This is a genomic window from Williamsia sp. z71 (assembly GCF_059553375.1).
Genome location: NZ_JCANWX010000001.1, coordinates 1 through 18911, shown reverse-complemented (window position 1 = coordinate 18911; position 18911 = coordinate 1). Strand labels below are relative to the sequence as shown.

Genomic DNA, 18911 nt, shown 5'->3' with positions numbered 1-18911 from the left:
TCCCTGAATCCTTTTGGCTCACAGTTTGCCCGCCCGTCTACAGCTTGCTCAGCACGTTACGTCCACCGAAGAGCATCGCGATCGCAACACCCACGGTGGTCACCGCCGTCATCAGCAGTGCCATCGCAGCGACCAGTGGGTACGAACCGTTCTGCCACATGTCATAGAGCAGGGTGCCCATCACCTGGGTGGTCGATGCCCGGACGAGCAGTGAGGCGGCGAACTCATGGGTGAGCAGGATGAACATCAACGCAACGGCACTGAGGATCGTGGGACGCATGAGCGGCAACATGATTCGCAGAGTGGTCACCATCGGCGAGGCACCACTGGTGGCCGACGCCTCGGTGTAGGTGTTGCCCAGCGCCAGCATCGACGTCATCTGCATGCGGACCGCGAACGGCAGCATCAGCACGATGTAGACCAGGATGATCACCGTCCGGGTGCCGTACAGGATGAACGGCGGCTCGGTGTACACCATCAGGAAGCCGACACCGAAGATCACCGCCGGGATACCGAGTGGCAGGGCCGTCATCAGATCTGCGATCAGGCCGAGGATCTTGAACCGGCGCCCTCGCACAAGGAGATTCGCGATCAGATAGCCGATCGGGATACAGACGGCCACGGCCCCGATCGATGTCACGACACTGGTGATGACCGATTCCACGATCGCGTTGGTCTCGAAGAGTTCTCGGTAGTTGGCCAGCGTGAACAGATCCCAGCTCAGCGAACCCGACCAATACGGAGTCAGGGAGACGATGATCAGGCCGATCAGCGGCAGCACCAACGCGAACAGCGAGAAGATCGCGATCGTGGCAGCGGCCCACCTGCCGCCTCCGGTGGGATTGACGAAAGACTTTCCACCGTGGGTCACGAACCGTGACTGGTTGCCCAGCAGCCCCTTCTGGATCAGGACCACCGCCAGGCCGAAGATCACCAGGGGTGACCCGGCTGCCGCAGCGGCGGCGAAGTCAGAGGGTGATTGCGAGACCCGCAGATACATCTCGGTGGTCAGCACCTTCACACCGCTGTTCTGGCCGAGCATCAATGGTCCGGTGAACTGTCCCAGCCCGAGCAGCAACGCGATACCGCCGCCGTAGATGAGCGATGGGCGCAGCAGTGGGAGAACGACTTTGAAGAAGATCCCGGCTGTCGACGAGCCGCTGGTCTGCGCTGCCTCGAGATGTTCGGAACTGATGTTCTGCATCCCCGAGCTGACGAACAGGTAGACGAACGACGTGAGTCCGAAGCCGGTGAGGATGATGATCCACGGCACGCTGTACACATCGACGGGCCCTGATTCGAGATCGCTCCACCACGGAAGTTTCCGGAGCAGCACGTTGAGGTAGCCGGGCCCGGGCGAGAGCAGAAATGCCCAGCCGACGATGTTGGCGACCGCTGGCATCACGATCGGCAGGATCGGGATGACCTTGAGCCAGGCCAGTTTCTGCGGAAGGCGACTGGCCGCGTACGCCAGCAGTGTGCCGAGCACCATCGCGATCACCAGCGAGCCGACGGCCAGCGCTCCCGTGGTCCAGAGCGTCTTCGCGATGTCATAACGACCGTATTGGGTCTTGTACCCCGCGGCACCGTCTTCGAAGGCCAGGATCTGCAACCGGACCATCGGAAGCACGACGAGGTACGCCAGCACCGCCAGGATCACGAAGTATCCGATCCGGGCCCGCCAGTGGGAAGGGATCGTGAAAGATCGCGCGGGTGCCGCTGCGGTGACAGTTGTCATGACGGCATGCTCCCGCTGCCCACCGCGACCAGGCCGGGGTCGGCTGCCGAGGAACCGGTCGGATCACCATAGACCCGCAGACTGTCCGGTGAGAAGCTGATGACCATCGGCGCACCGGCCGTTGTCTGACGCAGCCGAGCTCCGTGATCAGAAGCCCTGGCCCGCAACGACAGCTGCTCGGTTCCGGTCTTGACCATCACATCGAAGTACCGGCCACCGTATTCGTGATCGACCAACTCTGCGTGCAGTGCGACATTGCCGGCCGGCACATCAGAGAGCGACCCGTGCAGGAAGACGTCGTCCGGCCGGAACCTGGCGACCGCACTCTGACCCTCGTCGGCCCGGTCGCGCACCACGGCGCCGCTCAGATCGATGATGTCACCGGCGCTGGTGATCCAGCCATCGTGACCCCGTTTGAGTTCGAGCCGGTTACCCATCCCGATGAACGCGGCCACGTACTCCGAGGCCGGCTTCTCGAAGACGTGTTCCGGGGCGTCGTACTGTTCGATCTTGCCCGACTTCATGATCGCCAGCCGGTCACCGAGCGCAAACGCCTCCGCCTGATCGTGGGTGACGAAAACCGCTGTGAAACCCAGCTTCCGGTGTAGCTGGTGAATCTGTGAGCGCACCTGGTCTCGCAACCGGGCATCGAGGTTGCTGAGCGGTTCGTCGAACAACACCAGGTCGGGCTGGGCCACCAGCCCACGGGCCACCGCGACGCGTTGCTGCTGGCCACCGCTGAGCTGGGAGGGGTACCGATCGAGCAGCGCCCCACAATCGACCATGTCGGCTGCGGCCTCGACCGCACCCTCCGAGATCGCCTGCTTCAGCTTGCGGACCTTGAGGGGGTACTTGATGTTCTCGCGGACCGTCATGTGCGGCCACAGCGCGTAAGACTGGAACACCATGCCGATATTGCGCTTGTGCGCAGGAACATTGAGCTTGGCGGCGGAATCGAAGACCATCTTGTCCCCGAACGCGATCGACCCATCTTGTGGGGTCTCGAGTCCGGCCAGACAGCGCAGCGTGGTGGTCTTGCCACATCCGCTGGGTCCGAGCAGGACCAGGAACTCGCCCTCCTCGATGTCGAGGTCGAGTTCATCGACGACCACATTCGTTCCGTAGGTCTTTTTCAGACCCGAAACCTTGAATTGAGAGGTCATTTCGCGACTCCTTCTGTCGAGATCTTCGGTGTCCGGACGCCCGCTGCCTGACCACCGTCGATGATCAGGTCGGTTCCGGTGATGTATGCGCTGTCGTCGGTGGCGAGGAAGCGGATCGACTTCGCCACTTCTTCGGACGAGCCCCGCCGCTGCATCGGAATGCTGCGGACGTAGGCCACGGTGTCATCGGCGGCAAAGTCCGGAACCGAGGTGATCTCCGTTTCGATGCTGCCCGGGCAGACCGCGTTGACCCGGATGCCCCGGTCGGCGAGCTCCAGTGCTGCAACCTTTGTCAGTGCGCGCACACCCATCTTCGCGGCCCCGTATGCACCGAGTTCCGCGGTGGCCAGGACGCCGCGCAGTGAGGCCAGGTTGACGATCGAACCGCCGGCGGTCATCGCCTCGGCCGCGGCCTTGATTCCGAGGAAGGTACCGACCAGGTTCAGGTCGATCATCTTCCGGAACCCGTCCAGCGACGTCTGTTCGAGTGGCGCCTTGATTGCCGCACCGGCACTGTTGACCAGGACGTTGAGCACATGACCACTCGCCGCCATGGCCGATGTGACTGCCGCCCAGTCACTTTCATCGGTCACATCGAGATGGAGGTAGTGAGCATTCGGCCCCAGCGCATCCGCCCGGGCCTGCCCCGCTGCGTCATCGACATCGGTGAGGTACACCGTCGCACCCTGCGCCGCAAACAGTTCGGCGCTCGCGCCACCGATTCCGCCGGACGCGCCGGTCACCAATACGGTGATTCCGCGCAGCGAAGCTGCCGTGTCATCCATCTTCGTCGTACCTTTCGGGTTCGTGTCCGCAGGGCGTCAGCTCTGAAAGAGCTTCGACCACTCCTGGGAGTACTGATCAACCTTTTCCGGGGTGAGATCGCCGGTCTCGGGAGAAGCGATGTCCTGCGCCCGGGCAACAGCGCCCGGGATGTCGGGGAGAACCGCGGCATAGCCGTCATTCAAGGCGGTCTGGCCTTCCACGGTCACCAAGAAGTCTGCGAGCACCTGGGCCGCGTTCGGATGCGGGGCAGCCTTGAGAACCTGTGTGTACCAGGGCGTTCCCCAGGGTTTGGCCGGCAGGGCCCAGTCGACCGGCGCGCCGGCTTTCACCTCGGTCACCAGGGGCTGAACCGAAGGACTGACCACCACCTCACCCGAGGTCAGCGCCTGGGCGACACCGAGTGCGCTGGGGTAGACGCGGGGATTCAGGGCCGCGAGCTGCTTCCAGTAGTCCTCGCCGTAGTTGGTGGCGAAGAAGCGGTACATGTCGACGTACGAGGCGATTCCGGTCGGGTTGACGATGCCGATCTTGCCCTTGTATGCGGGATCGATGATGTCGTCGGGAGTGCTCAACCCATTCGGTACGGCGATGGTGTTCCACCCCATCGAGAAGACCGCGGCGCTGGTGAGGAAGAACCGATTGTTGATGACACTGCGTTCGGGTTCGAGCGCCGGCGCCCGGAGAGCGGGTCCGAGGAGTTCCGCGGAGTACGCACCCGATTCGGCGGCGGTGTTGATCCACGACGCGTCGGTGAGCATGTGGACATCGGCGGTGCCTTTGCCCGTCTTGCTCTCGGTCTCGACCCGGGGGTTGATCTCCGGGTCGGTGCCACGCACGAACTCCATGGTGATCTCGGGGTATTTCGCCTCGAAAGCCACCTTGAGCGCTTCGAGGTTCGCGGGCTTCTGGCTGGAGTAGAGCATCACGCTGCCCTCGTCGTTGGCCGCCGCCACGACGTCGTCCCAACTTCCGTCGACGGCTGCGTTCGATGAACCCGACGAGCCACCGCACGCGACGGTGCCGAGCAACGCAAAGGCTGTGGCCGCGGCCCCGATTGCCTTGGAAAGGGTGTTCATGTTCCTGGTCCCTTCGGGCTCGACGACGAGCCCTGAACGTGCGTGGGAGTTCGGGATCCGCATACATCTTCCCTGAACTGATTTCAGTTTGAAAGTTACTGTTCGTCGGCTGTGGTGTCAATCACTTTCGGACAATTGAACTGAATTTGTTTTCAGTTCTGGGTGCAGTGGCGATCGCACGCTCCGAGCAGGCCCACCCGATCCGCTGATCAGGACGCCGTGGCGGCCGCGGTCAGCCCGAAGACCAGGGCCGATGCGATGCCGCCGGCATACGCTTCGTGCCACAGACCACCGGTATCCGACCCGGCCGCAAGCAGGCCCGGTATCGGAACACCCGCTGTGTCCAGGACTCGCGCCTGGTCGTCGATCAAGATCCCGTGGAAGGGAAAAGTGACGGCCGGGACCGTCTCGATGACGTAGTACGGACCCTCCGTGAGCGGTTCGCGATCCCGCTCCCGCCCGGGCGTCAGGTCCTGACCGCCCTCGGCGGCGCGATTGAACTCGGTGATCGCCGCAGCTATGGCGACACCGTCGTAGCCCCACTCCTCTGGCAGGTACTCGAGCTCTTCGAGCTCTTCGGCCATACCCACCCGGCCGCCGCGCTTGCCGGCCAACTCGAATTTGTCGAGAGCAACGGCTCCCTCGACGTAGGACGCCAGCATCCAGTCCCGGTGCACTCGCGCATCGGCGATCAGCAGCCCGCGACTCTCCGGCTGGTCCAGAAGGGCCATCGTCGTCAGATGATCGCCGAGTGTCTCATCCACGAAACGCTTGCCGTCGAGGTTGAACAGCAACGCGTGTTCGCTGTAGTAGAGCGACATGTCGACGAAATCGGCCGGGTCCGCGAGTTGCACGCCGCTCGGGATCAGGTGGCCGTAAAAGCCGACATTGTCCGGCCCCGCACCTGCACCGACCGCCATCGCCAGTCGATACCCGGCACCAGAGCTGTTCGGGTTCGACCGCAACTGCATCTTCCCGGCATCGGGATGGACGTGCTGGGCGAGTAGCTCTTTGTCGCCCTGGAAACCACCGGTGGCCAGCAGTGTGTACGCAGCCGAGATCTCTCGCGACTCACCGGGACCGGTTCGCACGCGGGCACCGGTCACGACGCCATCGACGGTGACAAGACTGTCGGTTTCCGTACGGAGCAAGACCTCACCACCGGCGTCGAGGACGATCCGGCGGCAGGTGTCGATGTAGTGGTTGGTGTCGAATTTGTGGCCCTGCCCCCCGAAACTCAGGATTCGCTGGGCGTCGTCGACATCGATTCCGACCGAGCGGATCCAGTCCACCCCGCCCGGAAAGCGGTCGACCAGAGCGCGCTTGAGCGCCTCGTCTCCACGCGGATTCTCGGCGTCCATCACCTCATGGGTGGGAGCAGTCCAGGCATAGCCGGCGAACCGTGCCGAGCCGCCGACGTCGCCGCCGACCTCCAGTAGACAGACCTTCTTGCCGCTCGACGCGGCTTTGGCGCCTGCGGTCAGTCCGGCCATGCCGGCACCGACAACCAGGAGGTCAAAGGCTTCGTTGGACATAAATTCCTCACTTCGGACGGGCCGGAAGCCGGCCGTTCGCACAGCCCCGCGGCCACCCTCGCCGGGCCGCACGAGACCAACTGCGCAAAACAGAACTGATATCGGTTCAATTAGATTTTCACGAACCGTAAGCGGTGTCAATCACCAGTCCATCAGAGGCGAGGTCCATTGCATACAACGCTTGCATTGTGTGGCGCGTCACTTTAGGGTGAATTGAATTAACTTCAGCTTCTGGAAAGAGGACGCCCCGAAATGAATCGCAAATTCATCCGCGCCACGGTCGCGGTCGCCGCGGCTGCCCTGACGCTGACCGCGTGCGGCAACAGCTCATCGGGTACCTCCGAACCCGTCTCCGGTTCCTGGGACGAGGTCGTCGCCGCGGCCAACAAAGAAGGCAAGGTCACGATCTACTCGACGCAGGCCGCCCCTCGGCTCGCAGCGCTCGAGACCGCATTCGAGGCCGAATACCGGGACATCGACCTGGAGATCGTTCGCGGTGTCGACGCCGACCTGCTGTCGAAGATCGACGCCGAGAGCCGCTCCGGGAAGGGGATCGGAGACCTCGCGGTCATCACGGACGTGTCGTGGATGAATGCGAACGAAGAGAGTGACGCCGCGGTTCCGCTGGTGGGGCCGAGCTTCGACAACCCCGACTACAACCGCGAGAGCAGCATCATCGCCGACCGATACTTCCTCGAAGGCGCGGTGCTCCTCGGATTCGGCTGGAACACCGGCCTGCTGCCCGGTGGCGTCTCCACACCGCAGGACATGCTGGATCCGGCCCTCAAGGGAAAGATCGGCATCGTCAACCCGGCGACATCGCCCACCTACCTGGACTACTACGCCCACACCGAGAAGTACTACGGCGGGCGTGGAATCTTGGAGCAACTGGCAGAACAGAATCCGCGGATGTACCCCAGCAACCAGCCACTCGCGCAGGCGATCGCCTCGGGTGAGATCAGCGCCGGACTGATGGCCGACCCGATGCTGCCGAACAAGGAGGCCGGCGCACCGGTCGAATGGGCTGCAGGCGAACATATCTGGGGTGCCAAGTGGTACGGGCTCGCGCTGGGCACCGCACCGCATCCGAATGCCGCGCAGGTCCTGGCCGACTTCATGGTCACCGCAGCAGGCCAGGCGGCCACCTCCGTCGGATACAGCTCGGTCCTACCGGACATCGAGGGATCCCTTGCACTGGCACAGGAACTCCCCGACCAGAACACCGACGTCACCTCCGGCGAAGGCGCCGACAAGTATCGCGACGAGCTCGAGCAAGTCTTCAACTGACAGACCTCCGGCCCGCGTGCCGCCGTTGACTGGCCGCACGCGGGCTTTGTCGTCCCGCGACCTCCGGTCGCCGGACGTATGACCCCCAACCGAAAGGCAAAAGATGACCGACAATCAGTTCGCCGGCAAAATCGCCGTGGTGACCGGCGCCGGATCCGGCATCGGTGCGGCAACCGCCAAGGCACTCGCCGACCGCGGGGCCCGCGCCGTCTACCTCTGTGATGTGAACGCCGCCGCCGCGGAGGCGGTCGCAGCCGAGATCGAAGTCGGGCAGGCCATCGGACTCGACGTCAGCGATTCGGATGCGGTGGCAACCGCTTTCGCGGCCATCCTTGCCGACCAGGGCCGCATCGACGTCGTTGTCCATGCCGCAGGCGTCGATGACCCCAAGAGCAAACAGCGCATGTACGACGCCGCCGAAAAGGGCGAACCGATCGACATCCTCGCGCATCTCGAGGACGACGACTGGCGCCGGGTCATGTCGATCAACCTCGACGGCACCTTCTTCGTCCTGCGCGAGGCGGTACGCGCCATGAAGCCGGCCGGGAGTGGCGCCATCGTGACGATCGGATCGTCGTCCGGGTTCGACACCCTCATCGGCTACCCGCATTACAGTGCGTCCAAGGCGGGTGTGCACGCCCTGAGTCAATCCGTGGCGAAGGAGGTGGCCCCCTTCGGGATTCGGGTCAACACCGTCGCACCGGGCCCGGTGGACACCGGTATGGCGGCCCGCACCCCGGCGCACCTGCGCGAGGCGATGGCCGGCAGCGGTGCCCGCGGGTACGCCTCCCCCCAGGAACTGGCCGACAACATCCTGTATCTGGCATCCGATGCCGCCGTCAACCTCGTGGGCGTCGTCCTACTGAGCAACGGTGGCCGGTTCACGGTCTGAGAACCGCTGTGCAATAACTGTGTTCATGCCCCTCACGGCGTCTTCGGTTCGATCAGCACCCGCGTCCGCGGTTCTGTCACCAGGTACTCCGTGAGGAGCGTGCGCAGCCGGTACTCCGGTACCGTGAGCCGCTCGGTCTCCTGCGACCGATATTCCGACCAGTCCTTGAACATGCAGTATTCGACAAAGGTGTCGGAGGCATCCGCCGGCGTGGCCAGGGTCCATCGCCTGGCACCGAGTCGCAGGCGCGAGCGCCGCAGCTCGTCCATCGCCGCGACGAATCCGCTCGCGCCTTCCGGGACCACCCGGTAGGTGGTCTCGATGATCACCCATTTGCCCTCATGCCCGGGTGGTGGAGCAACCGGAGCCGGAGCCTGGGCGAGATCCGGTGTGATCTGGTCGCTGGGCATGATCCCGCGCCGCACGACCTCAACCGCGGATACAGCCATCATCAACGCCGACAACAGGATTGCCCAGTGCAGGCCGACAACGTCGGCGAGGACACCCCACAACACCGAACCCACGGCCTGACTGCCCTGGAACATCAGCATGATGAACGCGATCACCCGCGCCTTGATCCACGGCGGGACGGCCGCGTGGGTGGCGATCATCCAGGTGCTCTGCACGCCCACCCACGCCGCCCCGACCACCACCAGCAGGACGAACATGACGCTGAACCAGGGCACGATCGCCATCCCGGCGAGCACAACCGCATAGGCCCCCGAACCGAGTGCCACAAAGTGATTCCAGCTCAATCGCGCCCGTACGGGCATCAGGGCGACGGTACCGAGCACGGCGCCGACCCCGATCGCTCCGGACAGCACCCCGAACTCGAATGTGCTCACCTGGAGACGCTCGTGCGCCACGATCGGAAGCAGGCCCCACAGACAACTCGCCGGTATGCCGAACATGGTCAGACGCAACAACAACCGTCGCGTCCACCGGCTGTGCCGGATGAACCGCAGGCTGCCACCGACGGCTGCGGTCACGGGTTGATGCGTGGCGGCCCGGCCGATGTCACCGGGAACGTTCCATGCCGAGATCCCGACGCACAGCGCGAAAAGGACGGCGATGAGCGCAAACGCCCAGGTCGCACCGAACCCGGCGAGCACTGCGCCACCGACAACCGGCCCGACCGCCCGCGCGCCGTTGAACACCGCGCCGTCGATGGCCGGGACCACCATCAACATGTCTCGACTGACGATGTGCGGCAACAATGCCTGCCACACGATGGCAACCGAGGCCAGGCCCGCGCCGGCGATGAACACCGCGCTCATCAGAACCGGCGTGCCGGCCATGCCGAGTTGCTGCAGAACAGACAGCAGGATCGACGCCGCCAGCAGAGCCAGTGAGGTCCCGACGAGAAGTGCCCGATGGCTGACGAATTCGGTGAGCGCACCGAGCGGCAGGGCCAGCAAGAAGAACGGCAGGCTGGCAGCGAACTGCACCAGAGACACCGTTGCCGCCGATTCCCCGGCTTCGGCGAGCGTCCACTGCACGGCCAGCACCAGAATCCACACGCCCACACTTGCGCTCAGCGAGAAGCCGAGCATATTGCGCAACCGCCGCACCCGCAGTGGCGCAACAAGGCTCATCGTCTGAGCGTTGCTCATCATGTTCCAACTCCGTTGATCGGTCTGTAGTTGAACTTAGTTCAGTTGATACCGAGTGTGTGCTACTTTCGGGCGAATACCCAAACTGAACTCACCTTTGTTTACCGGGTAGTGCATCCCACTCATCGGAGGTTCGTCATCACCACCGCCAACCGTGTCGTATGCCTCGCCTCGGCACCCACCGGAGCCCTCACCGCAGAGCACTTCACGATCGCGGAAGCAGACGTTCCACAGCTCATGCCGGGACAGGTCCTCGTGCAAAACAGCTGGCTGTCGATCGATCCGTCGATCCGAATCCGGCTGGGCAGCAACGCGCCGGCCGGATACCTACCCCCGTTGCGCGCCGGTGATCCCCTCGCGGGGTTGGCACTGGGCGTGGTGGTCGAGTCCCGCAGCCCCGACTTCACCGTCGGCGACCTGGTCTCCCATATGCACGGCTACCGGGACTACGCGGCCGTCGATGCGGGCGCCGAGGGCGCGCTCGGTGGCGCGGGCGCACTGACCACGATCCACACCGGAGGCCTTGAGCCACAATGGTTCCTCGGGCCGCTCGGCAGCTCCGGCCTGACCGCGTACGTCGGACTGTTCGAGATCCTCGAACTGACACCGGACGACACGCTGTGGGTGTCCGCGGCCGCCGGGGCCGTCGGGAGTATCGCGGTGCAACTGGCCAGGCTCCGCGGGGCCAGGGTTGTCGCGTCCGCAGGCGGTGCCGACAAGGTCCGCCACCTCACCACCGACCTCGGTACAGATCGAGCGTTCGACTACCGCAGCGGCGACCTCCGCACACTGCTGTCCGAGGCTGCGCCCGACGGGATCGATGCATACTTCGACAACGTCGGAGGTGACCATCTCGCTGCGGCGCTCGATGTGCTACGTGAGAACGGTCGCATCGCCATCTGCGGCGCCGTGTCGACATATGACCGCAGCAGCCCGCTGCCCGGTCCGTCAAACCTGTTTCAGATCACCGCAAAAAGCCTGCGCCTGCAGGGCTTTCGCGCCGGCTCCTTCAACCACCTCTCGGACACGATCCGCACTGAGATCGGGCAGCACCTCGCCGACGGAACCATGCATCACCAGGAATCGGTGTATCACGGCCTGGATCAGGCACCTGCCGCGCTGGTCGCAATGTTGAACGGCCACACCAGGGGAAAGACGTTGTGCCGCCTGGACTGAGGCCCAGCAGCAGCGAAGCCGCCGCCAGGGTCCGGTTCACGAAAACCTGACCGCGGCGACGGCAATTCGCCGATCTCAACCCACAAACATCTTCTCCCACTGCTCCTGATACTTGGCGATACTCTCCGGCGTCAACGCGGACGTATCGGGGAACGGAATATCCTGCGCCCGTCCAACGGATCCCGGAATACCAGAAAGCACGCTGCCATAACCCTTCGACAGTGCTTCCTGCCCTTTGCTGCTGACCAAGAAGTTCGCCAGCACCTGTGCGGCATTCGGGTGTGGCGCCGATGCCAGAACGTGGGAGTACCACGGTGTCCCCCACGCCGGGTCCGGAAGCACCCAGTCGACCGGCGCCCCGGCCTCCATCTCACGAACCAACGGTTGCACCATCGGCGTGGCGACGATCTCGCCTGAGCTCAACGCCTGCGCGATACCGAGCGAGCTGGGGTAGACACGCGGATCAAGGGCCGCCAACTCTTCATTGAACGTACCGTCACCCCAACGCTTCTCGAAGAACTGATATTCATCCACAACAGCAGCGAAGCCAGAGGGGTTGACTACGCCGATCCGACCGCGCAGAGCTGGATCGAGTAAATCATCCGGGGACTGCAGACCTTGCGGAAGTTCGTTGACATTCCACCCCAGCGCCATGATCGCCGCGCTGGTCAAGAAGAACTTGTCGTTCAGTACGCTGCCCTCGCGGTCGTAGTCCGGATCGTCGAACGCCGGTCCGACGATGTCCACCGAGTACGCACCGGAATCGGCCGCTGCGGCCGCCCACGCCGGGTCGGACAGCATGTGCACGTCAGCAGTGCCCTTCCCGGTTCTCACCTCTGCCTCGACGCGCGGATTCGTCTCTACGTCCGTGCCGCGGGTGAATTCGAGCTTGATCGCTGGATACTCCTGCGCGAAAGCCACTTTCAGCGCCTCTAGATTCTCCGGGTGTTGCGTGGAATACAGGTGGACGACACCTTCCTCCTCAGCGGCGGTGACCACATCCTCCCAGTTACCCTCGACTGGCCCGGACGCGGACTCCTCGCCTCCGCATGCGGCGGAAAGCAAGAGAACGCTGACAATGCCGACCGCACGTGTTGCCCTGGCAAACGAATTCAAAAAAAGACCTCCAGAATGGCGCGACAGCATCAATTGCCTACCGCGGGGGGGAATATCAGGACCGGTAACTCAAACTGATATCAGTTCAGTTAACTTAGACCGCTTGGATGGTGATGTCAATCACTCACTTCTTCTGATTGCTGCTCTCGACGGCGAAATGGCCGCCTCGAGGACGTCAACGCGGGTGGTACAGCGTGACCTCGCTGGCCTTGATCACCAGGTAGACGTCGTCGTCGGCGGCCAGGTCGAGTTCGGCCACAGCGGCCCACGTGATCGCCGCGGCGACCGTCTGGGCACCCACGCCGGTATCGACGCGGGCCAGATCACCTTGCGGAACGATCCGTGTGACAACCGCTTTGACCACGTTGCGTGGGCTGCCGGTCGGCGGTGTCCGATAGATCGCGACCGCGGTCGGTGAAAACGCGGCCATGACCGGATCACCGACGGTCAGCGGGGTATCGGCCATCCCGGTGATGTGGAAGGCCCCTGCATCGAGCGCATCTCCATCCCACTGTCCGGCAACAAGATCGAGACCCGCCAATTGTGCCGCGAACTGATTTGCCGGGCTGGTGAGCAGCTCACGCACGGGACCACGGTCGACGATCCTGCCCTCCCCCAGGATGATCGCCGAGTCGGCCAGAGTGACCGCATCGGCGATGTCGTGGGTGACCAACATGGTCGTGCGCGCACGGTCTGCGAGGATGCCACGCATCAGCACCCGGATACGATGGGCCACATCGATATCGAGTGCGCTGAACGGTTCGTCGAGCAACAGGAGCTCCGGATCGGCCGCCAATGCCCGGGCCAGTGACACCCGCTGCGCCTGCCCACCCGACAGTTGTGCCGGTTTGCGATCCGCCAGGTCCATCGCGTCCACTGCTTCGAGCCATCGATCGGTCAGCGATCGCACCTGCGCGCGGGGCAGTCGGGCCGCCGCCGGAGCGAAGGCAACATTCTGCCGGACCGTCAGATGCGGAAAGAGCATGCCCTGCTGCGAGAGCATCGCAACACCCCGCTTGTGCGGTGGTACAAATACTTTCGGACCGACGAGTTCACGCTTTCCGATGGTCATCGTTCCGGCAGAGGGTTTGATCAGACCCGCCAACAGATTCATGAACGTGCTCTTGCCGGCGCCATTCGGGCCCAGGACCGCCACCGTCGTCCCGGCCGGAACTGTCACCTGCAGGTCCAGAAACGGAACCCCACTGTGCAATTCGGCGACAAGATCCCCACTCATATCGCCACCGTCCGACGAGAATCGCGCAGATGCACCGCGATGACCACCAGCAAGGCCACCAGTACGAGCACCATCGACAGCGGCAGAGCCTGTTCGGGTTCGTTGATCGATTCCACGTAGATCGCCAAGGGCGCGGTCTGGGTGACTCCTTGCAGGTTGCCCGCGAACGTGATCGTTGCGCCGAACTCACCGAGCGCCCGCGCAAAAGCCAGCACCATTCCCGAGAGCAATGCCGGAAACACCAGCGGCATGGTCACTTTCCACAGAGTATGTGTCGGCGATGCCCCCAATGTGGCCGCCACCTGTTCATACCGATTGCCGACGCTGCGCAAGGCGCCTTCGAGGCTGATCACCAGGAAGGGCAGCGCCACGAAGGTCTGAGCAAGGATGACCGCTGTTGTCGAGAACGCGATATCGATACCGAGCGCCACCAGATGTTCGCCGATCAGACCGAATTTGCCGAAGGCATAGATCAATCCGATGCCGCCGACCACCGGCGGCAGCACCAGCGGCAAGAGCACCACCGAGCGCAGCAGGCGAAAAACCATACCGGTACGGCGGGCGAAGACGATCGCCATCGGCACTCCCAGCACGATGCACAGCAAGGTGCTGATCGTCGCAGTCCGAAGGCTCAGCAAAAGTGCGTCCCGCGAGGCATCCGAGGTGATGTTGCCCCAGAACTCACTCCACGGCGTGTTCACCGCCAGTGCGATCGGCGGCAGCACCACCAAGACCACCCCGATCACGGCCGGAATGTACAGCCAGGCCGGAACCGCCTTCAGTCCAGTGGTTTTCACTTTGCCGGACCGAAGCCCATCGATTGCAACAACGTGGCACCCCGGGCACCAAGCACCATGTCGACGAACTTCTGGGACGCTTGCTTGTTCTCGCTCGCTGCAACGACACCGATCGGGTATGCGTTGACCACCGAGGCGAAGGCAGGATCGGACACTGCGGTCACCGTCTCACCCGCCCCGGTCGCGTCGGTGATGTACACCAGCCCCGCATCGGCCTGCCTGGTCTGCACTTTGGTGAGCACACCGGTCACCGCGGTCTCCTCACTGACCGGCTCGATGTCCACACCGGTGTTCTCCTCGACGTTCGCGGTCGCGACGCCGCAAGGCACCGCAGCGGCGCAGATCACGGTGCTGACATCGGATCTGGTGAGATCTGCCAGGCCCTGAATGTTCTTCGGATTGCCCGTTTGGGTGACGATGGTGAGGACGTTGGTGGCGAAGATCTGCGGATCGCTCACTGCGTCAACAAGTTTCGCCATGTTCGTCTCGTCGGCGGTGGCGATCACATCCGCGGGGGCACCCTGCCGGATCTGGGTGACGAGCGCCTGGGACCCGTCGAAGTTGAACCGCACCTCGATGGACGGATTGTCCTCGGAAAACTGCTCGGCCAGGGCGGTGAAACCGTTCTTGAGCGATGCCGCGGCGAAGACCGTGAGCGTGACCTCGTCGGCACCTCCCCCATCGGGGCCACTCGTCGAGTTGTCGTCGCCGTCCGACGAACATCCCGCCATCAGCACTGTCGCCGACAACAGAAGAGCAAGCCCGGTGGCGTTTCGCGACTTCATTCGACGGGCCGCGTTTCGACGATGACATTGGTCGCCTTGACCACGGCAGTCGCCACCGAGCCGGGTTTGAGGTCGAGTTCGCGCACCGCATCGGTACTCATCAAGGAGGTCACCTCGAACGGTCCGCACTGCATCGTCACCTGACTCATCACCGGATCGGACCGCACCTCGGTCACCAGACCGACAAAGCGGTTGCGGGCCGACCGCGAGACAGGCGCATCGGGTGAGGACAGCACCGGCGCCCGTTCCCTGGCGAGCTTTGCCAGCTCTGCCCCGTCCACCACCTGGCGGCCACTCGCGTCGGTGTGCGCGGACAGTTCGTCTGCAGCGATCAACCGTCGCACGGTGTCGTCGCTGATCCCCAGGAGTTCGGCGGCTTCCCGGATTCGGAGGTCGGTCACCCACTGAGATTCGTCCGATTCTGCGGTTCTGTCAAGGTGATCCATCCGCGTATGCGGAACCGCTGTCTCGCGATGATTTTTCGACCGCACCCTGGTCTATGCCTGTGAAGCTTTCGATCCGACGCCCCGAGGAGACCACAGCCATGCCGACCATCGATTCCCGACCCGACGGCGTCCCCGTCTGGTTCGACCTGTCCAGTTCAGAGCCCGTCGCGGCCGCGAAGTTCTACGGACAACTGTTCGGCTGGGAGTGCACCGAACCGGACGAGCAGTTCGGCGGGTACGCGAACTTCACCTATAAAGACAAACTCATCGCCGGGATCGGCCCGAAGATGGCACCCGGCACACCCGACTTCTGGGGGATGTACTTCCAGACCTCCGACATCAATGCCTCGACCAAGAAGGTCACCGAAGCCGGTGGGAGCATCCTCGTCGAGCCGATGGAGATCCCCGAGCTGGGGACGATGGCCATCGCCACGGACCGCGGGAGCAACCCGGAGACGGCGCCCGGACTCAATCCCCATGGAGCGGTATTCGGATTCTGGGAACCTCGATCGCACAAGGGTTTCGAGCTTCAGATGGAAGCCGGAGCACCCTGCTACTTCGAACTGCAGAGCACCGACTTTCCGGCCGCCGTCGACTTCTACCGCGACGTCCTGGGCAATACCGTGGTCACGGTCAGCGACACCGACGACTTCCGGTACAGCCAACTCGCGCTCTCAGATCAGGGCCCCGGCGAAGGTCACGCCGGGATCATGGACGCCTCGAAGTACCTGCCACCGGAGCTCCCCTCACACTGGTCCATCTACATCGGCGTCAAGGATGCGGACGCGTCGGCGGCCAAGGCCACCGAACTCGGAGGCACCGTGATCCAGGCCCCGGAAGACACCCCGTACGGACGCCTCGCCTCGATCGGCGACCCCTGGGGCGCGATGATCAAACTGCATCAGGTCCTCGAATCCTGATCGGGCCGTCGGAATTTCTTCGTCCACAACGATATGAACGTATGGGGATCACGTCCGGCCCTTGACTTCATGTGCGCTTGAAGTCGGAAGATCGGCATCGACACCTTGCCAACAACCATCAGGGAGAATCCCAGTGTCAGTCCTTGGCAGTAAAACCACGGCGGGCGGCAATAAATCCACTGGCCTTGTGTCGGACCACGTCGCTACCGTTACGACTATGACTTCCGCCACAGCAACCGACTACGCGATCGAGGCCATCGATCTGGTCAAAGAATTCGACGGCGTCCGGGCCGTCGATGGGGTGAGCTTCAATGTCCCACCGGGTTCGGTCATGGGCCTGCTCGGTCCCAACGGCGCCGGAAAGACCACGATCGTGCGCATGATGACCACCCTGAGCACGCCGACCTCGGGCACGGCCAGGATTGCGGGGTACGACGTCGGTGAACATCCTGACCTGGTCCGCAGCAGCATGGGATTGACCGGGCAGGCCGCCACCGTCGACGAACTGCTGACCGGCCGCGAAAATCTCTGGATGATCGGCAGCCTCTACGGTCTGCCTCGCAAACAGGTCCGGCGCTCCGGCGACGAGTTGCTCGAGCAGTTCTCACTCAGCGATGCGGCCGATCGGGTGGTCAAGACCTACTCCGGCGGCATGCGCCGACGACTCGACCTCGCGGTCAGCCTGTTGGCGTCGCCGCCGGTGCTGTTCCTCGACGAACCGACCACCGGCCTCGATCCCAGGAGCCGCCAGGAACTCTGGGACGTTCTGCTCTCGCTGGTGCAGCAGGGCACCACCTTGCTTCTCACCACGCAGTACCTCGAAGAGGCCGATCAACTCGCCCGGGACATCGTCGTCATCGACAAGGGCAAGATCATCGCAGCCGGCACGCCGCTGCAGCTCAAGGAGCAGGCGGGTAACGCCAGCCTGGTGCTCACCGTCTCGAGAACCGATGACCTGGCAGAGGCGACACGTCTTCTGCGCGAGAACAGCGGAGAAGTGTTCGTGGACGAATCGGCCAGACAACTGACCGCGGCTGCCAACGGGATCGCCGATCTGACCAAGATCGCCGGGATCTTCGAACGCAGCGAAATCGAGGTCGACGACATCGGACTGACCCGCCCCAGCCTCGATGATGTCTTCCTCTCACTCACCGGGCATCGCGCAGAAGATGCCGACACCGAGGAGACCAACTCATGACCACCACTGCCGCCGGTACGGCCGCCAAGCAGGCCACCCGCGAGTTCACCCGAGGCCGTCCCGACCTACTGAGGGAATCGTTGGTGATGGTGCGGCGCAACCTGATCCACACCAAACGGCAGCCCGAGATGCTCTCGGATGTGACGGTTCAGCCGATCATGTTCGTCTTGCTGTTCGCGTACGTCTTCGGGGCATCGATCAATCCCGGTTCGGGTTTCGACTACAAGGAGTGGTTACTGCCCGGGATCATGGGCCAGACAATCGCGTTCTCCGCTTTCATTGTGGCGCTCGGTCTCACAAACGATTTGGAGAAGGGCATCATCGACCGGTTCCGGTCGCTGCCGATGTCGAGATCATCGGTGCTGGTCGGCCGATCGGTGGCCGCACTGATCCACTCATCGATCGGCATCGTGGTCATGGCTGTCACCGGCCTGCTGATCGGCTGGGGTATCAACGAGGGATTCCTCAAGGCGGTCCTGGCATTTGCCCTGGTATTGCTGTTCGGTTTCTCGATGATCTGGTTCGGGATCCTCATCGGGTCGATCATGCGGTCGCCCGAGGCGGTCAACGGCGTGATGTTCACTCTGTTGTTCCCGATCACGTTCCTGTCCAACGCGTTCGTTCCGACCGCACCGATGCCGTCGTGGTTGCGGACCATCGCCGAGTGGAATCCCATCTCGGCACTGGTACAGGCCATGCGGGAACTGTGGGGCAATGGTCCGACCGCTCCGGCCGGGGCGCCCTGGCCACTTCAGAATCCCGAACTTGCCACGATTCTGTGGTCGGTGGCATTGACCCTGATCTTTGCCCCGTTCGCCCTGATCGCGTACCACAAGCGCACCACCGACTGACCCATCCAGACCGCACCCAGCCGTCGAGCGTGCCGAAATCACCGTTGACCGTGCCGATAATGCAGTTGCCCCTCCGTGTCAGCCTCAAGGTGAGTCACCGCACCGAGAGGAAGCCCGATGCTCGCCTTCACCACCGATGAGAAACGAGAGTTCGTCCTCGATTACCTGCAACAGCGCCACGGCAGCAAGACCGCCTGGCTGCAGGACAAACCGTTCAGCCTCCGACAGTTAGCACGCTGGCGCAGCGCCTATCTCCACGGCGACCTTGACCGCGACCTCGTACCTCGCAAGACTC

General features: G+C 63.7%; 17 protein-coding genes. 6 read left to right on the top strand and 11 right to left on the bottom strand.

The window, feature by feature from the left end:
- Positions 1–37 precede the first annotated feature (37 nt).
- The 5 genes from AC51GR_RS00085 to AC51GR_RS00065 all read right to left on the bottom strand — a co-directional run bounded on the left by AC51GR_RS00085 (position 38) and on the right by AC51GR_RS00065 (position 6298).
- Positions 38–1738, bottom strand: a complete 1701-nt coding sequence (locus tag AC51GR_RS00085; RefSeq protein WP_496322590.1) for an ABC transporter permease — start codon at positions 1736–1738, stop codon at positions 38–40.
- Positions 1735–2901 (bottom strand): ABC transporter ATP-binding protein, encoded by a 1167-nt coding sequence (locus AC51GR_RS00080; RefSeq protein WP_496322589.1) that lies wholly within the window; start codon positions 2899–2901, stop codon positions 1735–1737. The genes AC51GR_RS00085 and AC51GR_RS00080 overlap by 4 nt, the downstream gene beginning before the upstream one ends.
- On the bottom strand, positions 2898–3686 hold the full coding sequence (locus AC51GR_RS00075; RefSeq protein WP_496322588.1) for an SDR family NAD(P)-dependent oxidoreductase: 789 nt from the start codon (positions 3684–3686) through the stop codon (positions 2898–2900). Before AC51GR_RS00075 ends, AC51GR_RS00080 begins: the two co-directional genes overlap by 4 nt.
- Before the next feature lie 36 nt (positions 3687–3722).
- Positions 3723–4763 carry an ABC transporter substrate-binding protein gene (locus AC51GR_RS00070; RefSeq protein WP_496322587.1) on the bottom strand — a complete coding sequence of 347 codons (1041 nt, stop codon included), beginning with the start codon at positions 4761–4763 and terminating at the stop codon, positions 3723–3725.
- Between the two features lie 209 nt (positions 4764–4972).
- On the bottom strand, positions 4973–6298 hold the full coding sequence (locus AC51GR_RS00065) for an FAD-dependent oxidoreductase (RefSeq protein WP_496322586.1): 1326 nt from the start codon (positions 6296–6298) through the stop codon (positions 4973–4975).
- Between the two features lie 252 nt (positions 6299–6550).
- On the opposite strand from AC51GR_RS00065, the gene AC51GR_RS00060 reads away from it, so the two are divergent.
- Both AC51GR_RS00060 and AC51GR_RS00055 read left to right on the top strand, forming a co-directional pair.
- On the top strand, positions 6551–7585 hold the full coding sequence (locus AC51GR_RS00060) for an ABC transporter substrate-binding protein (protein WP_496322585.1): 1035 nt from the start codon (positions 6551–6553) through the stop codon (positions 7583–7585).
- Positions 7586–7688: 103 nt separating this feature from the next.
- Positions 7689–8477, top strand: coding sequence for an SDR family NAD(P)-dependent oxidoreductase (locus tag AC51GR_RS00055; protein ID WP_496322584.1), 789 nt, complete (start codon positions 7689–7691; stop codon positions 8475–8477).
- Between the two features lie 32 nt (positions 8478–8509).
- Here the strand turns inward: AC51GR_RS00055 and AC51GR_RS00050 are convergent, their stop codons facing one another.
- A complete protein-coding gene (locus AC51GR_RS00050) occupies positions 8510–10093 on the bottom strand; it encodes an MFS transporter (protein ID WP_496322583.1) in 1584 nt (527 codons plus the stop codon).
- 108 nt (positions 10094–10201) lie between these two features.
- Here AC51GR_RS00050 and AC51GR_RS00045 point away from each other — a divergent pair, with 108 nt between their 5' ends.
- A complete protein-coding gene (locus AC51GR_RS00045) occupies positions 10202–11266 on the top strand; it encodes an NADP-dependent oxidoreductase (RefSeq protein ID WP_496322582.1) in 1065 nt (354 codons plus the stop codon).
- A 75-nt stretch (positions 11267–11341) separates the two neighbouring features.
- Here the strand turns inward: AC51GR_RS00045 and AC51GR_RS00040 are convergent, their stop codons facing one another.
- The 5 genes from AC51GR_RS00040 to AC51GR_RS00020 form a co-directional block, all read right to left on the bottom strand.
- Positions 11342–12412 carry an ABC transporter substrate-binding protein gene (locus AC51GR_RS00040; RefSeq protein ID WP_496322581.1) on the bottom strand — a complete coding sequence of 357 codons (1071 nt, stop codon included), beginning with the start codon at positions 12410–12412 and terminating at the stop codon, positions 11342–11344.
- 145 nt (positions 12413–12557) lie between these two features.
- Complete coding sequence (locus tag AC51GR_RS00035; protein WP_496322580.1) at positions 12558–13619, bottom strand: sulfate/molybdate ABC transporter ATP-binding protein; 1062 nt, start codon at positions 13617–13619, stop codon at positions 12558–12560.
- Entirely contained in the window at positions 13616–14416 is an 801-nt protein-coding gene (locus AC51GR_RS00030; RefSeq protein ID WP_496322579.1) for an ABC transporter permease, read from the bottom strand. The genes AC51GR_RS00035 and AC51GR_RS00030 overlap by 4 nt, the downstream gene beginning before the upstream one ends.
- Positions 14413–15201: a molybdate ABC transporter substrate-binding protein gene (gene modA, locus AC51GR_RS00025; protein WP_496322578.1), complete on the bottom strand. Its 789-nt coding sequence runs from the start codon at positions 15199–15201 to the stop codon at positions 14413–14415. The genes AC51GR_RS00030 and modA overlap by 4 nt, the downstream gene beginning before the upstream one ends.
- On the bottom strand, positions 15198–15602 hold the full coding sequence (locus AC51GR_RS00020; protein ID WP_496322577.1) for a TOBE domain-containing protein: 405 nt from the start codon (positions 15600–15602) through the stop codon (positions 15198–15200). Before AC51GR_RS00020 ends, modA begins: the two co-directional genes overlap by 4 nt.
- 143 nt (positions 15603–15745) lie before the next feature.
- Between AC51GR_RS00020 and AC51GR_RS00015 the strand changes: the two genes are divergently transcribed.
- From AC51GR_RS00015 to AC51GR_RS00005, 3 genes are all read left to right on the top strand, one after another.
- Complete coding sequence (locus tag AC51GR_RS00015; protein WP_496322576.1) at positions 15746–16567, top strand: VOC family protein; 822 nt, start codon at positions 15746–15748, stop codon at positions 16565–16567.
- A 217-nt stretch (positions 16568–16784) separates the two neighbouring features.
- Positions 16785–17765 (top strand): ATP-binding cassette domain-containing protein, encoded by a 981-nt coding sequence (locus AC51GR_RS00010; protein ID WP_496322575.1) that lies wholly within the window; start codon positions 16785–16787, stop codon positions 17763–17765.
- Positions 17762–18616: an ABC transporter permease gene (locus AC51GR_RS00005; protein WP_496322574.1), complete on the top strand. Its 855-nt coding sequence runs from the start codon at positions 17762–17764 to the stop codon at positions 18614–18616. Before AC51GR_RS00010 ends, AC51GR_RS00005 begins: the two co-directional genes overlap by 4 nt.
- Positions 18617–18911 lie beyond the last annotated feature (295 nt).